We start from the raw sequence: 22,254 nt of genomic DNA, 5'->3' as shown, positions 1-22,254 counted from the left end.
GCCGTCTTACTTTCTCCATCAACGTATTTCTTATGATAGTACGAATTATATGCAAGAAAATTGACCTTGTCAATTCACGTCCTCTAAAAAATCATAAGGCGAAATTCCCGACATTCCGATTAAAGGATGAATGGATTTAAAATTTTCTGTTGTCAGTGAAAGATCTTCCTGAACTTCTGTCGGTTTTTCCCCTTCAGCTTCAACTACAGGGAGTTCTTCTAAACTTAACCTTTCGGAAAGGCTGGTCAAACGTTTCTGATCGTCATTCCGTTCAATCCCATATTTGAATACTTCAGGTTCTCCGCAAAGAATGAGGAAGTTCTTGCTTCGGGTGATCCCTGTATACAGAAGATTCCGCCGTAACATTTTACGATATCCCCGAACAACCGGCATAATCACTGTCGGAAATTCACTTCCTTGCGATTTATGGATCGAACAGCAGTATGCAAGTGTTATTTGATTTAGATCCTGCCTTTGATACGTAACTTCAATTCCATCAAACGAAACAACCAGCGTCTCCTGTTTTTCGACTGTTTCATTTGCCTTAAAAATACTGATCACTTCACCCATATCTCCATTAAAAACATTACTTTCTGGTTGGTTGACTAGCTGAAGTACCTTATCCCCGATCCGATAAATAGTTTCCCCAAATACAATCTCTTTCCTCTTTCCATCATTCGGGTTGACCATCTCTTGAATCATTTTATTTAACGCATCAATACCAGCAGGTCCTTTATACATCGGTGCCAATACTTGTATATCTTTAATGGACTGCCCTTTCGAAAGGGCACTTTTTAAAACCAGCTCCACAACCTGCGGGATCTGTTCCGCCCCCGCTTTTATGAATGACCGGTCCGAAGTTTTCTTGACGATATCATTCGGCAATTGCCCTTTTTTAATTTGGTGGGCTAATTCAATAATGGTAGAACCGGCACTTTGCCTATAAATATCAGTTAACTCCACCATCGGAATCTTACCGGAATGAAGAAGATCCTTCAACACTTGCCCAGGGCCGACCGGGGGAAGCTGGTCTTGGTCTCCAACAAAGATCAGTTGTACATCATCTGGCAGAGACTTCAGCAGTTGATGGGCCAACCATGTATCCACCATTGACATCTCATCGATGATGACAAGCCGTCCTTCAACCTCCCGCTCCGTCTCCTCTTCTTTTTCCTGCCCGGTGAACCCTAAAAGACGATGGATGGTCATGGCGGGTAAATCCGTGGATTCGCTTAGCCGCTTAGCCGCCCTTCCAGTAGGGGCCGCGAGTACAATCGGGAACGGTTCTTTTTTCTGTGCATATTCCTTCGGATCAAGTGAAAGACCATGCAATTCTGCATAGATCTCCACAAGTCCTCGGACAACAGTTGTTTTTCCGGTACCGGGTCCGCCTGTAAGAATCATAACGGACGAGTTAAGTGCCAACTCAATCGCTTTAATTTGTGTTTCAGCATAGGAAACCTCAAGCCGGTCCTCAGCCTCTCCAAGAGCCTTCCGAATTTCGGAGGTTGGAAACTGGTGAATTTCATCCTTCATTTTCACTAATTTTTCAATTTTAGAAGCGATTCCGACTTCAGAGAAATAGAGGGATGGTAAGTACACTCTTTTTCCTTCTCCTGAGACTTTTCCTTCCTCTTCCATTTCGAGTATTGCCTGCGAAATGGAGTCGAAAGGTATTTCGTCAGGTTGACTTGTTTCTAACATCTGTTTCACCATCGGCAGTATCGATTCAGCCTCTTGGTATACATGGCCTTCCGACAATGCAGCTGCATTTAAGATATGGAAGACTGCCGCTTTGATACGGTCGGGATGTTTGCCGGTCAGTCCTAATTTGCTGCCTAGTTCATCTGCTCGTTGGAAACCGATTCCCTCCACTTCTTCAATGAGGCGGTATGGATTTTTTGTTAAAATATCAATCGTTTCTTCACGGTATGTTTGATAAATTCTCATACCAAGCTGAGGCCCGAAACCCCATTCATTCAATTGGATCATAATACGTTCAAGTCCTAAATTCTGCTCCAATACTGACCGAAGTGTTTCCTTCTTATCCTCCGGCATACGTATTGAATCGAGGGCAAATGGATCATCTAAAATCATCCGGATGGCATTCGTCCCTAACTTTTTAACGATGGTTTCTGCTGTTTTTCTTCCGATTCCCGGGAACAGGTCACTCGATAAATAATGGACAATCCCAGCTTCCGTCTCAGGCACCTCTTTTGCAAAGGAATCAGCTTGGAATTGTGTGCCGTACTTTGGATGTTGTTTAATGGTACCGGTGAATTTATATTGGTCATCCGGTATAAGGGTGGGGAAATAACCTGTTACGATGATTTCCTTTTCTGAATAGGTTGTGTTCGATTGTTGGATTTTCAGTTTTACAATGGAGAATAAGTTTTGGGGGTTATGAAAAATCGTGACGACAGGCCGTCCTATTATGAATAGTGGTTCTTCATCAAATAGGTTGTATTGGTTGGTCATACCTGTCGCCTTCCTTTTCCGGAGTTATTTCATCACAATCATATTATAAATGGTTCGTGCTTGTTCATGTTCAGGTTGAATGGTAAAAGCCTTTTTCAAATGGTCGACTGCGTCTTCTTTACGACTTGTAGAAACAGCATAAAGAACACCTAAATTATAATGGGCGTCAGCATTTGCAGGGTCATTGTCGATAATTTCCACAAGTACCGGTTCCGCTTCTTTAAACAATTCCAATGTCGCTAAATTGATCGCATAACTCAATTTAATCTGATGATCATCCGGATTCAATTCTACCGCACGCAGATAATAAGGCAAGGAAAGTTTTGGTTTGCTCATCTTCTCAAAGCTTCTGCCCAACATGTAGAAAGCATCCGCATCAGACATACCGTTCCGGATTGACGTATCATATAGTTTTGCAGCTTCTTCATACCGTTCAGCGTTGAAATACAAATTAGCAAGTCCATAATAGGCAGTTGCCGCTTGTTCATCCAACGTTAACGCTTTTTGATAAAAACGCTCTGCCCGTTCTGCGTCATTCATAGAAGCGAGTAGATTCCCGAAATTGATGTAGCCGAGTGGATTAGACGGGTCACTCTCGATCGCTTTCGTGAACGAAGCTGCAGCCTTCTCAAATTCCTGTTCTTTAATCGATTGGATACCTTCTTCATTAAAATTCATTCAACGCACCCCTTACCCGACGTAGTCCAGTCTTATCCCATTTTTAATAACTTCATCAATCGTTCCCCCGCCGAGACATTCTTCACCATCATAGAATACGACAGCTTGACCAGGTGTAATCGCTCTAACCGGTTCTGCAAACGTGACGTGAGCCTTTCCATCCGGCAACAACTCCACATCTACTTTCACATCAGGTTGACGGTATCTGAATTTTGCCGTACAGCTGAAATTTTGCGGCTTTGGCTTATTTGATGTAAAGCCAACATTGACAGCAACCAAGCTATCTGAAAATAGGAGATCATTGTAGAAGTTCTGGCCAACATAGAGGATATTGTTTTTCAGATCCTTGCCGACAACAAACCACGGGTCCCCAGCTCCACCAATTCCTAAACCATGGCGTTGGCCGATTGTATAGTACATCAATCCCTCATGACGGCCCATTTTCACTCCGTCCATGGTCACCATTTCACCCGGTTGCGCCGGCAAATACTGGCTTAAGAATTGCTTGAAATCCCGTTCCCCTATGAAGCAGATGCCGGTCGAATCTTTTTTAGTAGCAGTAGCAAGTCCTGCTTCCAAAGCGATTTCACGCACTCGTTTCTTTTCTAAATGACCGATTGGGAACATCACCTTCGACAGCTGTTCCTGTGAAAGTTGATTCAAAAAGTAAGTTTGGTCTTTGTTGTTGTCTTTTCCGCGAAGCATGACAGTTTCTCCGTCACGGACATCAACTTGAGCGTAGTGCCCTGTTGCTAAATAATCTGCTCCAAGACTTAAGGCATGCTCAAGGAACGCTTTGAATTTGATTTCTTTGTTGCACATCACATCCGGGTTCGGAGTTCTACCAGCTTTGTATTCGTCAAGAAAATAAGTGAATACTTTGTCCCAGTATTGCTTTTCAAAATTCACTGCATAGTAAGGGATTCCGATTTGATTGCAAACTCGAATGACGTCCTCATAGTCTTCAGTCGCCGTACACACTCCGAACTCATCAGTGTCATCCCAGTTTTTCATGAATATGCCGATGACGTCATATCCTTGTTGTTTCAGTAAGTAGGCGGCTACTGATGAATCGACACCGCCTGACATTCCAACGACTACACGTGTCTTGGAATTGTCTTGATTTGTACTCATTTATCTTCACTCTTTCATCTAGTTATTTCACAAGTCTTTTGACGATTTTCACTGTGGATTCTGCTGATTTACGTACATCCTCTTCTGTTAGACCATAACCGAAGCTGAAACGGATCGAGTCACGCAGTTCACGTGCCTCTTTTCCGTACATCGCGATTAGTACATGGGACGGATCGATCGAACCAGCAGTGCATGCAGAACCGCTTGAAGCAGAAACCCCTTCCAAATCTAAATTGACAAGAAATGACTCTACATCGGTTCCTTTAAAACTGATATTTAAAATATGGGGCAAATACGGTTGCACGCCGCCATTGACATGATAATCGATTCCCGATTCATCAAGCACATCGATGAAGATTTTGCGGAACCTCTCATAACGTTCTCGCTTTTCTTCCAATGAATCTTGTGCAATTTTAACGGCTTCGGCGAACGCCGCAGCAGCGGGAACGTTTTCTGTACCAGCCCTGCGCTTTCTTTCTTGCTCACCACCGATCAATTGTGTGTAAAGAAGGGTTTTCGGTTTTTGGAATAAGAAGCCGATCCCCTTCGGACCATTCACCTTATGGGAGGATACACTCAACAAGTCCACATTCAGTTTTTTTACATCCAATGGAACGATGCCGTATGCCTGAACGGCGTCTGTATGGAAAGTTGCGGGATGGTCAGCCAAAAGGTCACCGATTTCATTAATCGGCTGGATGGTGCCGATTTCGTTGTTTCCATACATAATGGTAACTAAAATGGTATCGGGTCTCAGTGCAGCCTTAAAGTCATCGATGGAAACCTTTCCAGCTTGATCTACTGGTAAATAGGTCACCTCGTACCCTTCTTTTTCAAGCTTCTTGCAAGAATTCAGAACAGCATGATGCTCAATTTCTGATGTAATGATATGCTTTCCTTCATCTTTTCGACCATAGGCTGTACCGAAAATGGCTAAATTGTCCGCTTCTGTACCACCGCTTGTCAGGATGATGTCATTGACATCCGCACCGATGCTTTTTGCAAGGACCTCACGAGATTCGTCTAACAGCTTCCGTGCTTCCCTGCCGGTTCCGTGGATGCTGGAAGGATTCCCATATACAGTTGTCAACACTTCCGCCAGTTTTTCGGCAGACTTTGGATGTACTGGTGAAGTGGCTGCATGGTCCAAATAAATTCTGTTCATTGTTGCAAGACTCCCTTATCTAATAAGCTATGTAGAAATTATATATAGAACATATAACCTTCGTCGGAAGGTTCATCATATTTTGCCAAATCTTCAATTGTCGTCCGGTCAAGCACATCACGGATTGCATCACGGATCCGTTTCCACAGCTCCCTTTGTGCCGGTGCCTCGTCCTCGAGAGCTTCGACAATCTGAAGCGGACCTTCCAATACTCGTATGACTTCGGCAGCCGAAATCTCATATGGAGGCTTTGACAAAAGATAGCCACCATTTGCACCGCGGACACTTCTGACTAATCCGGAATTACGCAAAGGAGAGATGAGCTGTTCTAAATAAGGTTCCGATAACTTATGCTCTTCTGCAATTTTTCGTAATGGCAGTGGACGTTCACCATAATTCTTAGCAAGTTCAATCATAATCGTCAGACCATAACGGCCCTTCGTTGAAATTTTCAATCCTTACACCTCAAAACTATTCAGCAATACTTCATGATAGTATAGCATATTTCCACCTAATCTACTCGGATATAATTAACCCTATCAATTACGAAAAGCCTTTGGACATAGGCTAAGGTTGAATGAACAATAGAAATAATTAAACTAAATAACATCCAATGATTCAAACCATTTGCTTGCTGTTCAACAAATCTTTTTCATTTCAAGGTATAATAAGAGAACGAATGTACGTTTTTAGGAGGGAAGGAAATTGTCAAACGAACCTTTAGCTTTCAGAATGCGACCAAAAACAATTGACGAAATCGCAGGCCAAGAAGATGTTATTGGACCACATACTGCATTATATAAAATGATTAAAAATGGACATGTCCCTTCCATGCTGCTATACGGAGAACCCGGAGTTGGGAAAACTTCCCTTGCTCATGCCATCGCGGGTACAGTGAACTTGCCGTTCATCCCATTGAATGCAACAGTCGCAGGTAAGAAAGACATTGAAGAAGTAGTAGCGGAATCCAGAATGACTGGAAAAGTCATATTATTTTTAGACGAGATCCACCGATTCAACAAACTGCAACAGGATGCCCTCCTCCCGCATGTTGAAAACGGATCGATTATCCTAATTGGTGCTACAACCGAAAACCCATTCCATGATGTGAATCCGGCGATTCGTTCACGTTGTGGTGAAATCAAGCAACTGAAAAGACTTTCCCAACAGGACGTTCACAAATTGCTGAAGAGAGCAATTGAAGATGAACAACGTGGACTGGGAAAGCAGAAGATAATGATAACTGAGGAACAGACCAATAAAATTGCCGGTGGAGCAAACGGAGATGCCCGGAAGGCGTTGACACTTTTGGAATCGATCGTTTACGCCTCTGATGAGGAGGACGGGGCAACGATAGTGGATGATTCCGTCATCGATAACTTGGTGGACAGGATCGGCGTGTATGGGGATAAAAAAGGTTCGCACTTTTATAATCTCTTATCTGCACTGCAAAAATCGGTTCGCGGAAGCGATGTTGACGCCGCTCTTTACTATATGGCTCACTTACTGGAAGTTGGTGATTTAACTGCAGTCTCAAGGAGGCTCCTTGTCATGGCTTATGAGGATATCGGTCTAGCCAACCCAGCTGTCGGCGGCCATGTTCTCCAAGCTGTACAGGCTGCAGATCGACTCGGTTTGCCGGAGGCAAGAATTCCATTGGCGAGTGCAGTCGTTGAAATGTGTTTATCTCCTAAGTCAAACTCTGCATATAAAGCATTGGACAATGCGATTTCTACTATACGGAGCGGCAAAACGGGTGATATTCCATCCCATTTGCGGGATGCACATTATGCCGGCGCCAAGTCACTCGGTCATGAAGGCTATTTGTACCCGCACGATCAACCGCTTGGTACATTTGGGGGATGGGTCGATCAGCAATACTTGCCTGATCATATAAAACACACTACTTTTTATAAGCCAGTCAACGCTGGAGAAGAAAAGCGGATGGGCGCAATCTATGAAAAACTAAAAACGATGAAAAAGAAATAAGGAACGAAGGGTTCTGTTTTCCGATGAGCCCTTCGTTCCTTTTTGTTTAAATTAGTGTTTTACACGGTTCACATTAATATCTCTCGTAATGTCATTGTATACATAGCTCGCTGCAATGAGTCCGACGACCGAAGGGACGAAGGCATTTGAGGATGGAGGCATTTGGGCCTTCCGGATTTTCGCTTCCGGTTTTCCTACCGTTTCAACGACTTCCTCTCTTACAACAATCGGGCTTTCATCCGAAAAGATCACAGGAATGCCTTTTCTGATTCCATCCTTGCGAAGCTTGGTACGGATCACTCTTGCGATTGGATCAGTATGAGTCTTAGAAATATCTTCGATCATAAATCTCGTAGGATCTGTCTTATTGGCTGCACCCATACTAGAAATGATCTTTACTTCCCGCTTCAGGCACTCTTTCATGAGATGGATTTTGTAGATGATTGTATCAGAGGCATCAATGACATAATCCGGTTTATAACTAAAAAATTCTTCAGCCGTTTCATCCGTATAGAACATGTGTAGCGATACAACCTTACAATTTGGATTGATATCGGCAATCCGTTCTTTCATGATTTCGGCTTTTGACTTACCGATGGTAGACATATACGCAACTAACTGGCGGTTAATATTCGTAATATCCACATCGTCCTTATCGACTAAGATAATGGTACCGATTCCGCTTCTTGCACACGCTTCAGCTGCAAATGAACCGACTCCCCCAACGCCTAAGATGGCTACAGTCGTTTGTTTAAGTTTTTCAATTCCTTCTGTTCCAATTGCAAGTTCGTTCCGAGAAAATTGGTGTAGCATAAGTTAGCATCCTTTCTTTGTGACTTAAAGTCGGCACTACAAATTTTAACCTACAAAAAACCCTCCGGCAATAAGCCAGAGGGTGATTAGTCAGTAATAATTGTTCCCGATCGTGCCGTCTATGCAAGTTATCGTTTTGCACCTACTGTCAGCAGGTGGGTGTCCGCATCCGACTTTTTGACTTCCCTTTGGCAGGGCATGTCATCTGTCCGGTTATGTAAGACTCCCGACGATATTAGTATTCGGTCAAAACAAAGGGCAAATAACGAACACATCAGGATAAATTTATAACGGTACGAATCCCGATCGTGCCGTCTTCGTATATAATCGTTTTGAGCCCGCACGCAGCAGGTGGGTGTCCGCTCCCAATCTTTTGACTTCCCCTAACAGGGGCATGTCAGCTAATTGGAAATAAGGACTCCCGACGATCAAAGTGTTCGGTCAAAACTGAAAGTCAAATAACGAACACATCAGGATTCGTGGTAAGTACATATTAGCACATGACCAATTATTTTTCAATTGGTTCATTCTGGAGAATTAGACTCATTCTTCACCTTGACCGATAGTCCTAATTCGTCCATTTGGTTCTCGGATACAGTACCAGGCGCCGCTGTCATCAAATCGTTTGCACTTGCAGTTTTAGGGAAAGCAATCGTTTCACGCATATTTGAGCGACCTGCAAGAAGCATCACCAGCCGGTCAAGACCGATCGCTAAACCACCATGTGGAGGTGGACCATATTCAAAAGCTTCCAGAAGGAATCCAAATTGTTCCTTCGCTTCTTCTGTAGTGAATCCTAAAGTCCTGAACATTTTTTCTTGTACTTCACGTTCATAAATCCGGATGGAACCTCCACCAAGCTCTAAACCATTCAGTACAATGTCGTATGCTTGAGCGCGAGCCTCTCCAGGATTTGTTTCGAGCAAGTGTACATCCTCTACGAAAGGCATCGTAAACGGATGGTGAGCCGCATAATATCTGCCTTCTTCAGCGTCATATTCGAATAGCGGCCAGTCTGTTACCCATAGGAATTCATAACGGGACTCATCGATCAGACCTAAGTCTTTCCCGAGCTTATTACGAAGTGCACCTAAGGAATTTGCCACCACTTCTTTGCTGTCTGCAACAAATACGAGTAGATCTCCAGTTTCAGCTTCTACTTTTTGGCTCAGTTTTGCTGCACGTTCTTCTTCAAAGAATTTGGCAATCGGCCCTTTAAGCCCATCGTCTTCGACTTTCAACCATGCAAGACCTTTCGCGCCATAGCGTCCCACGAATTCCCCTAAAGCATCAATATCCTTTCGGGAGTAGTTGGAAGCTGCTCCTTTTACATTGATACATTTTACTTGGCCGCCAGTTTGGACAGCTCCCGAGAATACTTTAAATTCTGTATCCTCTACAAGGGAAGAAACATCCTTTAACTCAAGACCAAATCGAACATCCGGCTTATCAGAGCCGTATCTGTCCATGGCTTCCGAATATGGCATACGAGGAAATGGAGTTTTAATTTCAATGCCCTTTACGTCTTTCATCACTTTTAGGAGAAGGCGTTCGTTCATTTCAATTATTTCATCCATAGACATGAAACTTACTTCCATATCCACTTGGGTGAATTCAGGCTGCCGGTCAGCCCGTAAATCCTCATCTCGGAAGCAGCGAGCAATTTGATAATATTTATCAAAACCAGACACCATCAATAACTGCTTAAAGAGTTGAGGTGACTGCGGTAAGGCGTAAAAATGTCCTTCGTGGACACGGCTTGGAACTAAGTAGTCCCTTGCCCCTTCGGGAGTGGACTTCGTCAAAATCGGAGTTTCCACCTCAAGGAATCCTTCCTCGTCAAGGAACAACCTGATCGCTTTCATGATGTCAGAACGCATTTTGAATGTGTTATACATGACTGGGCGGCGAAGGTCGAGATAGCGATATTTCAATCGGATATCTTCGTTTACATCTGTATCATTCTCAATCATGAAAGGCGGATTTTTTGAGACATTTATAATCACTGCCTCTTCTGCCTGTATTTCAATTTTCCCTGTCTTCAAATTATTATTAACTTGAGCTGCTTCACGTGCGATGACCTTTCCGGCTACTTGGAGCACATATTCGTTTCGTAACTGTTCTCCAATTTTTAAAGCTTCTTCAGAGATTTCAGGATTAAATACAATTTGCACGATTCCTGAACGGTCACGTAAATCTACGAAAATCAGTCCACCGAGATCACGTCTCTTTTGAACCCAGCCCTTTAAGACCACCTGTTCTCCAATTTGACTTTCTGTTACTTCACCACAATAATGACTCCGTTTTGTCACGATGATTCCCCCTGACTAATTAGTTCCGTTTTAAAAATGATAGTATTTCATCGAATAATACTTTCTGTTGGGTACCGTCCGTCATATTCTTAAGGACGGCGCATCCTTCATTCAATTCTTCCTCACCAATGATCAAAACATTCTCGGCACTTAACCGATCAGCTGATTTCATTTGAGCTTTCATCTTCCGGTCCAAATAATCAAGATCGGCAGAAATGCCATTTAAACGGAAATTCCGGACGACTTCAACAGCTTTCTTTTTAGCTTCTTCACCAAGAGCTACCACATACACATTCAGAGTTGATAATTTCGGTAACGGAACTCCTTCTGCCTCCTGTGCTAACAGGATACGGTCAACACCCATGCCAAAACCGATTCCAGGAGCAGTTGGTCCACCAATATTTTCCACCAATCCGTTATAACGTCCTCCACCGCAAAGAGTTGTAATGGCACCGAACCCTTCTGCCGTACTCATGATTTCAAAAGCCGTATGAGTGTAATAGTCAAGTCCGCGGACGAGATTTACGTCCACTTCAAATTTCAGTCCCATTACTGTTAAGTATTCTTTTACTTTGTCAAAATATTGCTTTGATTCCTCATTTAAATAATCGCTTAATGCTGGTGCCGTATTCATCAGCGGGTGATTACGGTCAACCTTGCAATCGAGGATCCGAAGCGGATTCTTTTCCAGCCTGTTTTGGCAGTCTTGACAAAATTCACCGATGCTTGGCTTAAAGTGTTCAACGAGTGACTCCTTGTGCGAAGCCCTGCTTTCTGCATCCCCCAATGAATTAATGACAAGTTTTAGACTTGTTAATCCTGCTTTTTTACAAATATCCATTGCCAAAGAAATAACTTCTGCATCGATTGCCGGATCTGCACTTCCGATCGCCTCTACCCCGAATTGAGAGAACTGACGATAACGTCCAGCTTGCTGACGTTCATAACGGAACATTGGTCCCATATAATACAGCTTGACCGGTTGGTCCGGCATTCCGAACATTTTATGCTCAACATAGGCCCTGACAACCGCTGCAGTTCCTTCTGGACGAAGGGTAAGGCTTCGATCCCCACGGTCAGTGAAGGTGTACATTTCTTTTTGGACTATGTCTGTAGTATCTCCTACACTCCTCAAAAACAGCTCCGTATGCTCAAACATCGGCGTACGAATTTCTTTGTATTGATAAAGGCTGCAAGTTTCTTGGATCAGCCTCTCAATTGACTGCCATTTTTCCGTTTCAACTGGAAGAATGTCTTTTGTCCCTCTTGGAACTTGATAACTCATATACATTCCTGCCTTTCTGTCTATTTTCCCATTCAACTGATACTTAAGGTGGTTTTGATCGCTTGGTTAATGAGTTAGAAAATATAAAAAGCCCCCGTCCCTTGCATATGCAAGGGACGAGAGCTATTAGCTTCCGCGGTTCCACCCTAGTTGGTGCTTAATGCACCCACCTCGATCCGGATAACGGCCGGTTCCGTCCTTCCCTACTAGATGGAATTCCACCTTTCGACAAGGAGCCTCTCGGTTGTTGTTCACTTATATGCTCCTGGAGGAAAGATTTCAGCCAAGTCTTTCCATCTCTTGCCATTCTGCGATATAGCTACTTTTCCGGTCATAGGCGATTACTCATTTAGATTACCTCTAATCATAATGACTCATTTTTTTAATGTCAATCAAATTTTCTTAAAAAGGGATGGTATTTTTTTGTCGGAAATTTTAGAATGATGTAAAGGAGGGATACGGTGAAATCTTTAGTTTCAACAAAATACATAAAATTTATTCTCATTACTGTACTTATTTTTTATTTTACACCTTTATCTTTACCTGTCCAAGCTGCCGATGAAGAAGTCAAAGTTATGGTCAAGTCCCTTAAGGTCCGTTCGGGTCCCGGACTTTCTTACAAGGTGACGGGGTCACTCGTATTAAATGATGTGGTTAGCGTTAAAGACAAGTCTGGAGATTGGTTGAAAGTCGAGAATGGGTCCATAAAGGGATGGATCGCTTCCTGGCATACCGAATCACTGAAAAAGGGGCAGTCTTCAGGTAAAAACATTGTTTCTCAAGTTGATCGGTTAAATATCCGTTCACAGCCTTCCCTTTCCACCTCCGTACTTTCCCAAATGTCTGCTGGTGATGAAGCTGTTGCGATCCAAAGTAATGGGGAATGGACTGAAATTGTATTTAACGGTATTACAGGTTGGGTATCAACCCAATACATAGAAGAATCGAGCAAAAAAGAAAATGATAAGACGAACATTGCGACTACCCGCTTCTTTGAAGTTTCGGTCAGCGCATTAAATGTACGTTCAAAACCTGACCTTACTTCAAAACGAGTGGACTTGATCAAAAAAGGACAATCATTCAAAGTAAAAGAGCAATCCTCTAACTGGGTGAAAATCGATTTAGGGAACAAGGAAGGATGGGTCTATTCCTTCCATGGAACTTTTGTCGATAAAGCGGACAAAGCGGTAGCAGGTGAAACATCTTCTGATGCACCAAATTCTGTCACGATTCTGTACAATGGGACAAACCTTCGCTCCGAGCCTACTACAGATAGTCAAGTAGTCTATCGGGCTAACGCTGGTGAGCAATTTGCTGTAAAATCTGTTAGCGGCGATTGGTATGAAGTAGCTGCCGGAAACAACGGAAAAACGTTTGTCGCAAATTGGGTTGTAAAAGCCGGTGATGGTTCTGTTGAAAAGAAACAGGACGAGCCAAATCGCAAAAAAGGAACTTTGCACGGTTTGGATATTGTTCTTGATCCCGGACACGGCGGGAATGACAGAGGAACAACAGGGGCACGGGGAACTTTAGAAAAAGGAATTACATTGAAAACAGCTGAAATGCTTGCTGAGAAATTGAGAGCTGCTGGCGCGGACGTTACCTTAACAAGGGATTCGGATGTATATGTGGATTTACGTAAAAGGGTTGCTATAGGACATCAAGTAGGGGCCGATGCTTTCATAAGTCTCCATTACGATGCTACAGATAGCAGTTCAGTTCATGGATTTACGACCTATTATCAGCACAGTTATCAACGAGATCTTGCTAAGGCTATCAACGAAGAAATGAGCGAAACGATAACTTTACGGAATCGTGGAAATCAGCCTGGAAATTACTTAGTGTTGAGGGAAAACCGTCAACGAGGTGTCCTGATCGAACTTGGTTACCTAAGCAATCCATCAGAGGAACGTCATGTGACAACTGAACAATTCCGCGAACAAGCAACTCTCGGGATTTACAAAGGCTTACTAAGCTATTTTGACGATCAATTGAACGAATAAAAAGAACCTGTTCACTTCGATTTGAACTGAACCCCGAATAGTGGACACTTTAATAAAAGTGACCCTATTCGGGGTTTTTGTCTGTTCAAAACCCCGTTATAATAGTTCAAATAGATGAAACGGGTGAGTGAATATGAGTAAAAGAATTTTTAATGAATCTCAACAGAGAATATTGGAACGCAATGAGGCTGTCCAAGCTGTTACCGATCGGTCGATTTCGTTTACTCCTGAATTCAAAATCAAGGCAGTTAACGAATACAAACAAGGGAAATCGCCTTCTGATATCTTCATCAATCAAGGGTTGACGTTGGACCTCATCGGTCCAAAGAAGCCGAAGGAATGCTTATCACGTTGGAGATCCACCTATGCCGTTTACGGCGAGGAAGGCTTTTATATAGAAAGGCGTGGAAAAGGCAGTACTGGGAGACCTCCTGTGAAAAATCAATCTGCGGAAAAGCGATTGGAAAAGGCTGAAGCGCGCATAAAATATCTGGAAGCTGAACTTGAACTTTTAAAAAAGCTCGAGGAACTCGAAAGGCAGGCGAGGAAGAGACACTAAAGCCATATGAGAAATATCAATTGATCAATGAAATCATTCGCAAATATAATTTACAGTACATGACGGCCTACCTTTGTACAGTGACGGAAGTAAGCCGAAGCGGATACTACGCTTGGTTGAAACAGTCGGACAACCGATCCGTAAAGGAGGAATCAGATTTCCTGGATTACCTTCTCCTAAAACAAATCTATGATGCAAAGAGAGGAAAAGCAGGTTATCGGGTCCTCCGGATGATTTTAGAGAATGACTATGGTGTCATCATGAATCCTAAGAAAATCCGGAGACTAACGAATAAGTTTGGGATGAGCGCGAAGATTCGCCGTATGAACCCATACAGAAAGCTGGCGAAGGCCACCCAAGAACACCGTACGGTGTCAAACCATCTGAATCGCGAGTTTAAGCAGGAAGAACCCCAGAAAGTATTCTTAACCGATATCACCTATCTTCACTACAGGAATGGGCAAACCGCTTACCTTTCCTGTGTTAAAGATTTGGCGACACGTGAGATTGTATCGTTTGATCTTTCAAGAAGCCTATCCATGGAGATTGTCTATCGGACTCTTGCCAGATTGAAAGAGTCATTGAATGGAAACATTCATCCTGAAGCCATCCTACATTCAGATCAGGGATTCCACTATACTCATCCTGAATACAGGAATCGAGTGAGGAAAATGGAACTTACACAGTCAATGTCCCGTAAGGGTAATTGCCTGGATAATGCCCCAATGGAATCATTCTTCGGCCATTTGAAAGACGAGTTAGACTATAGACAAGCAGAGGATTTTGAAACTCTTTATAAACTTGTGGCGGAGTATATCGAGGAGTACAATACTCAGAGATATCAATGGGATTTAAAAAAGATGACTCCGGTACAATACCGAAGCCATCTTTTGGCTGCCTAATTGGCAGGTTGCTTTTATTTAATTGTCCATTTTACAGGGCGCAGTTCAGATTCCAACGCTGTTTTTTTATACATTTGGTGATTTTAGTGGAGCGGTGGAAGAAGGAGCCAAGACCAGGCACCAAATACTTCGCCATAATGTAACGGTTCTTCTTTATTTCCACTTAAAATTCCCATGACTCAATCTCCTTTAATCATTCATTCATCCGTATTTTGTGGAAAAGGGAGGGGGTTATTCGCAAACAAAAAAACCGCTTGAAGTATCAAGCGGTCAAAGATTCCTTAATGAATTTGCCGGTACACGCCAACGACCTTACCGAGGATGGATACCTGTTCGACAATAATGGGTTCCATAGAGGAGTTTTCCGGTTGAAGCCTGAAATAAGATTTCTCTTTGAAGAATCGTTTGACAGTTGCTTCGTTTTCCTCTGTCATAGCTACTACAATATCTCCGTTATTAGCAGTTTGTTGTTGTTTGACGACGACGTAGTCACCATTTAATATCCCTGCTTCTATCATACTATTACCTACAATTTCAAGCATGAAGAGATGATCCTCCGACGTTCCGAATGATTCAGGTAGAGGGAAGTATTCTTCAATGTTTTCAACGGCAGTGATCGGAAGTCCGGCTGTAACTTTACCGACCAACGGAACATGAACAACTCCTGCTTTTACTGTGAAGTCAGAGTCTGGATCCAAAATTTCAATAGCCCTTGGTTTTGTGGGATCCCTTCTGATCAAGCCTTTACTTTCAAGTCGGGCTAAGTGGCCATGGACTGTTGAACTGGAAGCAAGCCCAACAGCTTCCCCGATTTCACGGACGGATGGTGGATATCCTTTTAAGCGGACTTGTTCCTTTATATATGCAAGGATATCTTCCTGCCTTTTTGATAGTTTCTTCAATTCCTTCACCTCTTTTTGGTATGTGGTCTGTCTATTCTTACATATAGTATAGCAATGTTCGTATAAGAATGCAAACATAGGTTCGAAATAAATTCTTGACAAGAAACAGATGTTCGTAATAAAATAAGAACATACATTCCGAACGAATATTCTTATTAGGGGTTGAATTTGATGAACTTCATTAAAAATAATTCTTTTATTTTATCCATTATTGCTTTAAGTGCCATACTTACATTGATTGCCGGACTTGTAATGGGGGAAGAAGAGCCCAATAAAACGATTGTGATCCATCAAGGGGATACACTCTGGACGTTAGCAGAACAATATAAGGGTGACCTTCCACACGAGGAATGGATCGCTTCAGTCATGGATGCAAACGACTTACACCATCCAGTAATCACATCTGGAAGCAAGCTGGTTATTCCAAGTTCACTAATGAAAACTGATCAGATTGCAGGCGAAATCTATTTGGCAGGCGAGAATCATTGAAAAATAAAAGCTGTGTTATTTACTGCAGAGTCAGCACGGAAAAAGAGTCGCAAGAGGTTTCTTTAGAACGACAAGAAGAGGAATTGAAATCATTTGCGGGTAAATTGGATTTGAAGGTTTCGAAAATCTTCACGGACAAACATAGCGGTTATGATGTAGAACGTGAAGGACTTCTGAGCTTATTGGAATTCGTAAAAAGTGCTGGTGTGGATGTCGTTTTGGTACAGGATGAAACTCGTCTTGGGAGAGGAAATGCCAGAATGGCGGTTTTGCACTTACTGCAGAAATCGGGTTCCGAAGTCTTTTCACTAAATGATGCTGGACCTGTTTCACTTAACGAGATGGATACGATGCTGCTTAATATATTGGCCATTGTAGAAGAATATCAACGTAAAATACATAATGCTAAAATTAGAAGAGGGATGCGGCGTGCAGTTGAAAAGGGATACCGTCCTGAAAAAAACTTGAAGCTAAAGGGGAATCCGGAGGGTAGGGAAAGGATTGACCTTCCAGTGAATGAAATTATTAATTTACGGGAAAAAGGGTTAACTTTTGAAGAAATCGCTTCAACTCTTAGAGGACTAGGTTTCCAAGTGAGCAAGGCGACCGTTCATCGCCGTTATGCCGAAATTATAGAAGGACTGAAAGGCTAATTTCTTGCGCTTTCAGTCTTTTTTTCATACCTTTTTAATAATGGCATCTTAGAAAGGAGGAGAGATCTTGTTACCACAAAAGAAACTCCAACGAATTAGCGAACTATCCAAAAAGTCAAAAACGATCGGCTTATCGGTTGAAGAAGCGAAGGAACAATCCGCTTTAAGAAAAGAGTACTTAGATACTTTCCGGTCCTCCATGAGAGATATGATTGAAAATGTAAAAATAGTCGACCCGAATGGAAATGACGTAACACCAGAAAAAGTAAAGCAATCCAGGAATAATAAGTACCCTAATTGATAGCGGCGTTATTGTATTTATGGAGAACGTTGACTACACTATAAGAGGAATGTATCTCTTGTCACTTGAAAGGATGTTAACTAATGACAAATCAAGTCGATCAACTTGCTATTAATACGATCCGTACTCTATCTATCGATGCAATTGAAAAAGCCAATTCCGGTCACCCGGGTCTTCCAATGGGTGCTGCACCGATGGCTTATACTCTTTGGACGAAACATTTGAACCATAACCCTAAAAACCCTGAATGGTTCAACCGAGACCGTTTTGTCTTATCAGCCGGTCATGGTTCAATGCTCTTATATAGTCTTTTACATTTGAGCGGCTATGGACTCCCGATGGAGGAGATTAAAAACTTCAGGCAATGGAATTCAAAAACTCCAGGACATCCGGAATATGGACATACAGTTGGAGTAGAAGCAACTACCGGTCCACTTGGCCAAGGAATCGGGATGGCAGTTGGTATGGCAATGGCCGAACGTCATTTAGCTTCTTTGTACAATAAGGAAAACTATAAGATTGTCGACCACTTTACATATGCATTATGTGGCGACGGTGACCTGATGGAAGGTGTTGCTGGTGAAGCCATTTCGCTTGCTGGACACTTACAGTTAAATAAATTGGTCGTACTTTATGACAGCAATGATATCTCGTTAGATGGAGAACTTGGCATGTCCTTCTCCGAAAATGTCCGCAAACGGTTTGAATCTTATGGATGGAACTACTTACGTGTGGATGACGGGAACGACATTGGTGCTGTATCGAAAGCGATAGAAGAAGCAAAATCTTCCTCCGACAAACCGACACTGATTGAAGTGAAAACCGTGATCGGATATGGTTCCCCCAACAAATCCGGTAAATCGGATGTGCATGGAGCACCACTTGGTGAAGATGAAATGAAATTAACCAAAGAATATTACAAATGGACATTTGAAGAGGATTTCTTTGTTCCTGATGAAGTGTATGAGACTTTCAGTAAGTCAATCGATGCGTTAGGAGGGAAAGCTGAAGAGGAATGGAATGCTCTATTCAATGAATATGAACAGAATTTCCCGGAACTTTCTGCTCAATTGAAAGCATCGTTAAATGGGGAACTGCCAGAAGGACTTAGTTTCCCTGTATATGAAGAAGGGAAATCACAAGCAACACGTTCCTCATCTGGAGATGCCATAAATGCAATTGCCAAAGCAGTACCTTACTTCTTCGGAGGAAGTGCAGACCTTGCAGGTTCCAATAAAACAACCATCAAAGATGGAGGCGACTTCACTGCTGAAGAAGGTGCCGGCCGTAATATCTGGTTTGGTGTACGTGAATTTGCTATGGGTACGGCTCTAAATGGAATGGCACTTCACGGAGGTTTACGAGTATTTGGCGGGACATTCTTCGTATTTAGTGATTATGTGCGTCCAGCAGTTCGTTTGTCCGCACTAATGGGACTTCCTGTTACGTATGTATTTACGCACGACAGTATCGCAGTAGGAGAAGATGGCCCTACTCATGAACCGGTTGAACATTTGGCTGCTTTACGTGCTATGCCAAATCTTTCTGTCATTCGACCGGCGGATGCTAACGAAGCAATGGCTGCTTGGAAAATAGCAGTTACTTCCGAATCTGTACCGACAGCGTTGGTCCTTTCCAGACAGAACTTGCCGGTTCTAAAACATACGGCAAACCTTGCAGAAGAGGGCGTAACCAAAGGGGCATATGTTGTTTCCCCGGCAGCTAAAGAAAATGCAGATGTGGTCTTATTAGCGACTGGTTCAGAAGTTAGCCTCGCTGTGGAAGCACAAAAAATGCTTGCTGCAGATGGAATAGAAGCTTCTGTTGTATCCATGCCTTCATGGGACCGTTTCGAAAAACAGGATGCAGCTTACAAGGAATCCGTCATTCCAAAATCCGTGAAAAAACGCTTAGCAATTGAAATGGGTTCATCCTTAGGGTGGCATAAATATACTGGAGATGAAGGCCAAGTCCTTTCAATCGATACCTTCGGAGCAAGTGCACCAGGGGAAATCGTGATGAAAGAATACGGCTTCAGTCCGGAAAACGTTGTATCGCTTGTTAAAGAAATGTTGGAGTGAATATCAATTAAGAAATGAGAGGTCTGCTATGCAGGCCTCTCATTTTATTGACCAAAGCATAAATAAGATTCCGCTGGATAATTGGAGCATCGCTCCAGGCGGACGCTTTCCGCGGGCTCGCGCCAAGCCTCCTCGGCTACGCCTGCGGGGTCTTGGACTGACTCGCTGTCGGGCCCTCAGGATGCGGGTCATGCGTCTGTTGCCACAGGACGTGGCGAACTTAGGACGCCTTCCTCTAAGGAGTCGCCGCCTTTCGCTCTTTATCTCTACTTTAAATAAGTGATTAAAACAAGTAAATTTCATTTCTGAATGGGAGTATTAGGACTCTCCTTTGTTCATGTTTGTATATCAAGCAGTGCTCGCCACGAAGACTCCTCGAAAATGCTTCGCATTTCCTTCGTGCGGTGTCTTTTCGAGGAAGCTATTACAATGTCCTGTGGGAATAGCTTGAGCTGAAGACCCCGCAGGAACGAAGTGACGTTCAGTTAATGAACAAAGGCTAAGGCCGCCGCGTCCTGCGGAAACGCCTTTGTGACCAACATCCTGTTGGCCTAAGCCCACGGAAAGCGAAGTGGCGGGTACTGCTATTTTCTTATAAATCTACAGTTATTAAAAATCAATCTTATCTACAGTATTTAAGGTCTGGGATATCTTTATTTTGCAACTGATCTTTTTCGGTTTCGACAAAAATAGTGCCTTATTCCTTCCTCCGTTTGACAAACTTCTTCTATTAAGTTTAGTAAGATGATAGAAAAGCTGGGGGGAGTTTTCATGCGAACGTACTCAATTTTTGAAATTAAATCCGACTACCAACCGTTCATCATCGGCAGGGAACATCTTCTTTTTGAATTGTTGAATGGGAAAGGAACCTTAAAAGTAGGTACATCTTCTCGTGAAATAGACTATCTATGTGAACCAATCGATCCTACTCTGATTGACCAAGCAATCATGCAGAAAATGGGGAATCTGTTTCCTTCGATTATCAAGAAAACGGGGAGCTTTGAACTTTCCCATCCCATTAAAGGGGATATCACCATCGAGATTCATCCATTGCATCTCGAAGCAACATGCAATGGGTCTCGTATGCTTGATTTGGACCTGTTTGTGAGTTTGTCCAATGTCAGTAGTTCTTTCTTTGCGGTCATGGATGATGAGCATGAATGCGGTTGGTTGAAGCCTGTGAAATCAGAACAAGTAAGCATGCAATACATGCGAGAAGTGAGAACCGTCTAATGGGACAAAACCGATTCTATTGTTGTAAAATCCTCTATTGTGCAGTAAACTTCTAATAGACAAGTAAGAGGAGGACTACAGATAATGGATAATTGGGTTTGGATTTTATTGATTGTCGTAGCGTTAATCGCTGGCGTTGCAATTGGCTTCTTTGCAGCCCGTCAATATATGATGAAATATTTGAAAGATAATCCGCCGATCAATGAACAAATGCTTCGCATGATGATGGCACAAATGGGTATGACCCCATCCCAAAAGAAAATCAACCAAATGATGGCTCAAATGAACAAAATGGGCGGAAAATAAGAAAACAGCACTCCATTGGGTGCTGTTTTCATTTTGGTCTAATATAACCGTATTCTTTTAGAAAGTCTGTGACTACCTTTTCGTATTCCATAGGATTTTGGTTAAAGGATTGTGCGTGAGGTCCTTTTTCGAATAGCTTCAATTGCTTCGGACCGTTCTTTAATTCGTATAATTCCTTCGTCATGTCAGGCAGGATAAAATCATCTTCCAAGCTATGGATGAATAACACGGGCTTTTCGATGTGCTGAACCGCTTCTTTCGGAGATACTGAACGGATCGAATAGCCATCTCTAAATTTCAGAAAGAAGTCCGCTAATTTAATCGCAAGGCTTGTACGAAGGGGCGTTTCCTTTTTCATTAAGTACAGGAGTTGCTCCGTAAAATCGGAGAATGGGCAATCGACCACGTAAAAATCGGCTTCATCCTTCAGCGACCCCGCATATAGAAGGGTAGTAGCAGCACCCATGGATTCTCCGTGAATGCCGATGATTGCATTTTCATCATTTACATGTTCCCTTACTGCATCCGCAACCGCCTTCAAATCTATTTTTTCATAAAAACCAAAGCTGGTTGTTTTCCCCCCCGAGTCTCCATGTCGTCTTGCATCGTAAATTACGGAGTTGAAACCAAGCCGCTCAAAGAGACGTGCATATTTGATCGAATTGATTTTATTTTCGGTTACCCCGTGGCAAATAATGACGAAATTATTCGTCTCCAACGGTTTCAAAAATACGGCTTTAATCGAATAACCATTCGGTGATTCAATCCATTGGTCGTCCATGGGAACAGAGGCATACCAATTCTGGTCGAATCGTTTTGCTTTTGTTTCCCGGTCCAATATGAATTGATCATCCTTCTTTTTCATGTACATCATGCGGTTCGTCAAAGCGAAGCCCGCAATCGTTGTCAAGGCTGTCATGGCACTCGACGCAATTGTGGTGATCCAAAGGACTCGGCGGCGTTTCATATGA

The 22,254-nt window shown here is 42.9% G+C and carries 19 protein-coding genes, 2 other RNA genes and 2 other annotated features (1 of these 23 only partly in view); of the genes, 9 read left to right on the top strand and 12 right to left on the bottom strand.

Features of this window, described 5'->3' with window-relative positions; translation table 11 throughout:
- Positions 1-31 (bottom strand) — a binding site (T-box leader) (it extends 178 nt beyond the left edge of the window).
- Between the two features lie 38 nt (positions 32-69).
- Genes recD2 through cymR form a run of 5 tightly spaced genes read right to left on the bottom strand, consistent with a single transcriptional unit; the run spans position 70 to position 5,910 of the window.
- Positions 70-2,478 (bottom strand): SF1B family DNA helicase RecD2, encoded by a 2,409-nt coding sequence (gene recD2 / locus ACFOZY_RS11475; protein WP_378155541.1) that lies wholly within the window; start codon positions 2,476-2,478, stop codon positions 70-72.
- 24 nt (positions 2,479-2,502) lie between these two features.
- Positions 2,503-3,156: a tetratricopeptide repeat protein gene (locus ACFOZY_RS11470; RefSeq protein ID WP_378155539.1), complete on the bottom strand. Its 654-nt coding sequence runs from the start codon at positions 3,154-3,156 to the stop codon at positions 2,503-2,505.
- A 12-nt stretch (positions 3,157-3,168) separates the two neighbouring features.
- Complete coding sequence (mnmA, locus tag ACFOZY_RS11465) at positions 3,169-4,290, bottom strand: tRNA 2-thiouridine(34) synthase MnmA (RefSeq protein ID WP_378155537.1); 1,122 nt, start codon at positions 4,288-4,290, stop codon at positions 3,169-3,171.
- Positions 4,291-4,312: 22 nt separating this feature from the next.
- On the bottom strand, positions 4,313-5,455 hold the full coding sequence (locus tag ACFOZY_RS11460; protein WP_378155535.1) for a cysteine desulfurase family protein: 1,143 nt from the start codon (positions 5,453-5,455) through the stop codon (positions 4,313-4,315).
- 38 nt (positions 5,456-5,493) lie between these two features.
- Complete coding sequence (cymR, locus tag ACFOZY_RS11455) at positions 5,494-5,910, bottom strand: cysteine metabolism transcriptional regulator CymR (protein WP_378155533.1); 417 nt, start codon at positions 5,908-5,910, stop codon at positions 5,494-5,496.
- A 277-nt stretch (positions 5,911-6,187) separates the two neighbouring features.
- Here cymR and ACFOZY_RS11450 point away from each other — a divergent pair, with 277 nt between their 5' ends.
- On the top strand, positions 6,188-7,444 hold the full coding sequence (locus ACFOZY_RS11450; protein WP_378156136.1) for a replication-associated recombination protein A: 1,257 nt from the start codon (positions 6,188-6,190) through the stop codon (positions 7,442-7,444).
- Between the two features lie 51 nt (positions 7,445-7,495).
- Here ACFOZY_RS11450 and ACFOZY_RS11445 read toward each other — a convergent pair whose 3' ends face one another.
- From ACFOZY_RS11445 to hisS, 5 genes are all read right to left on the bottom strand, one after another.
- Positions 7,496-8,257 carry a tRNA threonylcarbamoyladenosine dehydratase gene (locus ACFOZY_RS11445; protein ID WP_378155530.1) on the bottom strand — a complete coding sequence of 254 codons (762 nt, stop codon included), beginning with the start codon at positions 8,255-8,257 and terminating at the stop codon, positions 7,496-7,498.
- Between the two features lie 99 nt (positions 8,258-8,356).
- Positions 8,357-8,541, bottom strand: a non-coding RNA gene (gene ssrS / locus ACFOZY_RS11440) — 6S RNA.
- Between the two features lie 11 nt (positions 8,542-8,552).
- A non-coding RNA gene (gene ssrS / locus ACFOZY_RS11435) (6S RNA) lies at positions 8,553-8,737 on the bottom strand.
- A gap of 44 nt (positions 8,738-8,781) precedes the next feature.
- A complete protein-coding gene (aspS, locus tag ACFOZY_RS11430; protein WP_378155528.1) occupies positions 8,782-10,569 on the bottom strand; it encodes an aspartate--tRNA ligase in 1,788 nt (595 codons plus the stop codon).
- A gap of 19 nt (positions 10,570-10,588) precedes the next feature.
- Positions 10,589-11,854, bottom strand: coding sequence for a histidine--tRNA ligase (gene hisS / locus ACFOZY_RS11425; RefSeq protein WP_378155526.1), 1,266 nt, complete (start codon positions 11,852-11,854; stop codon positions 10,589-10,591).
- A 109-nt stretch (positions 11,855-11,963) separates the two neighbouring features.
- Positions 11,964-12,198, bottom strand: a binding site (T-box leader).
- A 117-nt stretch (positions 12,199-12,315) separates the two neighbouring features.
- Here hisS and ACFOZY_RS11420 point away from each other — a divergent pair.
- Both ACFOZY_RS11420 and ACFOZY_RS11415 read left to right on the top strand, forming a co-directional pair.
- Positions 12,316-13,857: an N-acetylmuramoyl-L-alanine amidase gene (locus ACFOZY_RS11420; protein ID WP_378155524.1), complete on the top strand. Its 1,542-nt coding sequence runs from the start codon at positions 12,316-12,318 to the stop codon at positions 13,855-13,857.
- Positions 13,858-13,990: 133 nt separating this feature from the next.
- Positions 13,991-15,318, top strand: a protein-coding gene (locus ACFOZY_RS11415; protein WP_378154576.1) for an IS3 family transposase whose coding sequence is annotated in 2 segments (ribosomal slippage) — positions 13,991-14,369 and positions 14,369-15,318 — 1,329 coding nt in all. Because the reading frame shifts where the segments join, the coding sequence is not laid out codon by codon here.
- Positions 15,319-15,599: 281 nt separating this feature from the next.
- Here the strand turns inward: ACFOZY_RS11415 and lexA are convergent.
- Positions 15,600-16,220, bottom strand: coding sequence for a transcriptional repressor LexA (gene lexA, locus ACFOZY_RS11410; protein WP_378155522.1), 621 nt, complete (start codon positions 16,218-16,220; stop codon positions 15,600-15,602).
- Positions 16,221-16,391: 171 nt separating this feature from the next.
- Between lexA and yneA the strand changes: the two genes are divergently transcribed.
- The 6 genes from yneA to ACFOZY_RS11380 all read left to right on the top strand — a co-directional run bounded on the left by yneA (position 16,392) and on the right by ACFOZY_RS11380 (position 21,283).
- Complete coding sequence (gene yneA / locus ACFOZY_RS11405) at positions 16,392-16,709, top strand: cell division suppressor protein YneA (protein ID WP_378155520.1); 318 nt, start codon at positions 16,392-16,394, stop codon at positions 16,707-16,709.
- On the top strand, positions 16,706-17,362 hold the full coding sequence (locus ACFOZY_RS11400) for a YneB family resolvase-like protein (RefSeq protein WP_378155518.1): 657 nt from the start codon (positions 16,706-16,708) through the stop codon (positions 17,360-17,362). Before yneA ends, ACFOZY_RS11400 begins: the two co-directional genes overlap by 4 nt.
- 67 nt (positions 17,363-17,429) lie before the next feature.
- Positions 17,430-17,663, top strand: coding sequence for a DUF896 domain-containing protein (locus tag ACFOZY_RS11395; protein WP_378155516.1), 234 nt, complete (start codon positions 17,430-17,432; stop codon positions 17,661-17,663).
- Between the two features lie 83 nt (positions 17,664-17,746).
- On the top strand, positions 17,747-19,744 hold the full coding sequence (gene tkt, locus ACFOZY_RS11390) for a transketolase (protein ID WP_378155514.1): 1,998 nt from the start codon (positions 17,747-17,749) through the stop codon (positions 19,742-19,744).
- Positions 19,745-20,515: 771 nt separating this feature from the next.
- Positions 20,516-20,977, top strand: a complete 462-nt coding sequence (sirA, locus tag ACFOZY_RS11385; RefSeq protein WP_378155512.1) for a sporulation inhibitor of replication protein SirA — start codon at positions 20,516-20,518, stop codon at positions 20,975-20,977.
- An 84-nt stretch (positions 20,978-21,061) separates the two neighbouring features.
- Positions 21,062-21,283 carry a YneF family protein gene (locus tag ACFOZY_RS11380; protein ID WP_378155510.1) on the top strand — a complete coding sequence of 74 codons (222 nt, stop codon included), beginning with the start codon at positions 21,062-21,064 and terminating at the stop codon, positions 21,281-21,283.
- Between the two features lie 28 nt (positions 21,284-21,311).
- Here the strand turns inward: ACFOZY_RS11380 and ACFOZY_RS11375 are convergent, their stop codons facing one another.
- Positions 21,312-22,250: an alpha/beta hydrolase gene (locus ACFOZY_RS11375; protein WP_378155508.1), complete on the bottom strand. Its 939-nt coding sequence runs from the start codon at positions 22,248-22,250 to the stop codon at positions 21,312-21,314.
- Between the last annotated feature and the right edge of the window lie 4 nt (positions 22,251-22,254).

It is taken from the genome of Chungangia koreensis (assembly GCF_042651785.1).
GTDB lineage: Bacteria > Bacillota > Bacilli > Bacillales_A > Planococcaceae > Chungangia > Chungangia koreensis.
This window is presented reverse-complemented; position numbering and strand designations above follow the sequence as displayed.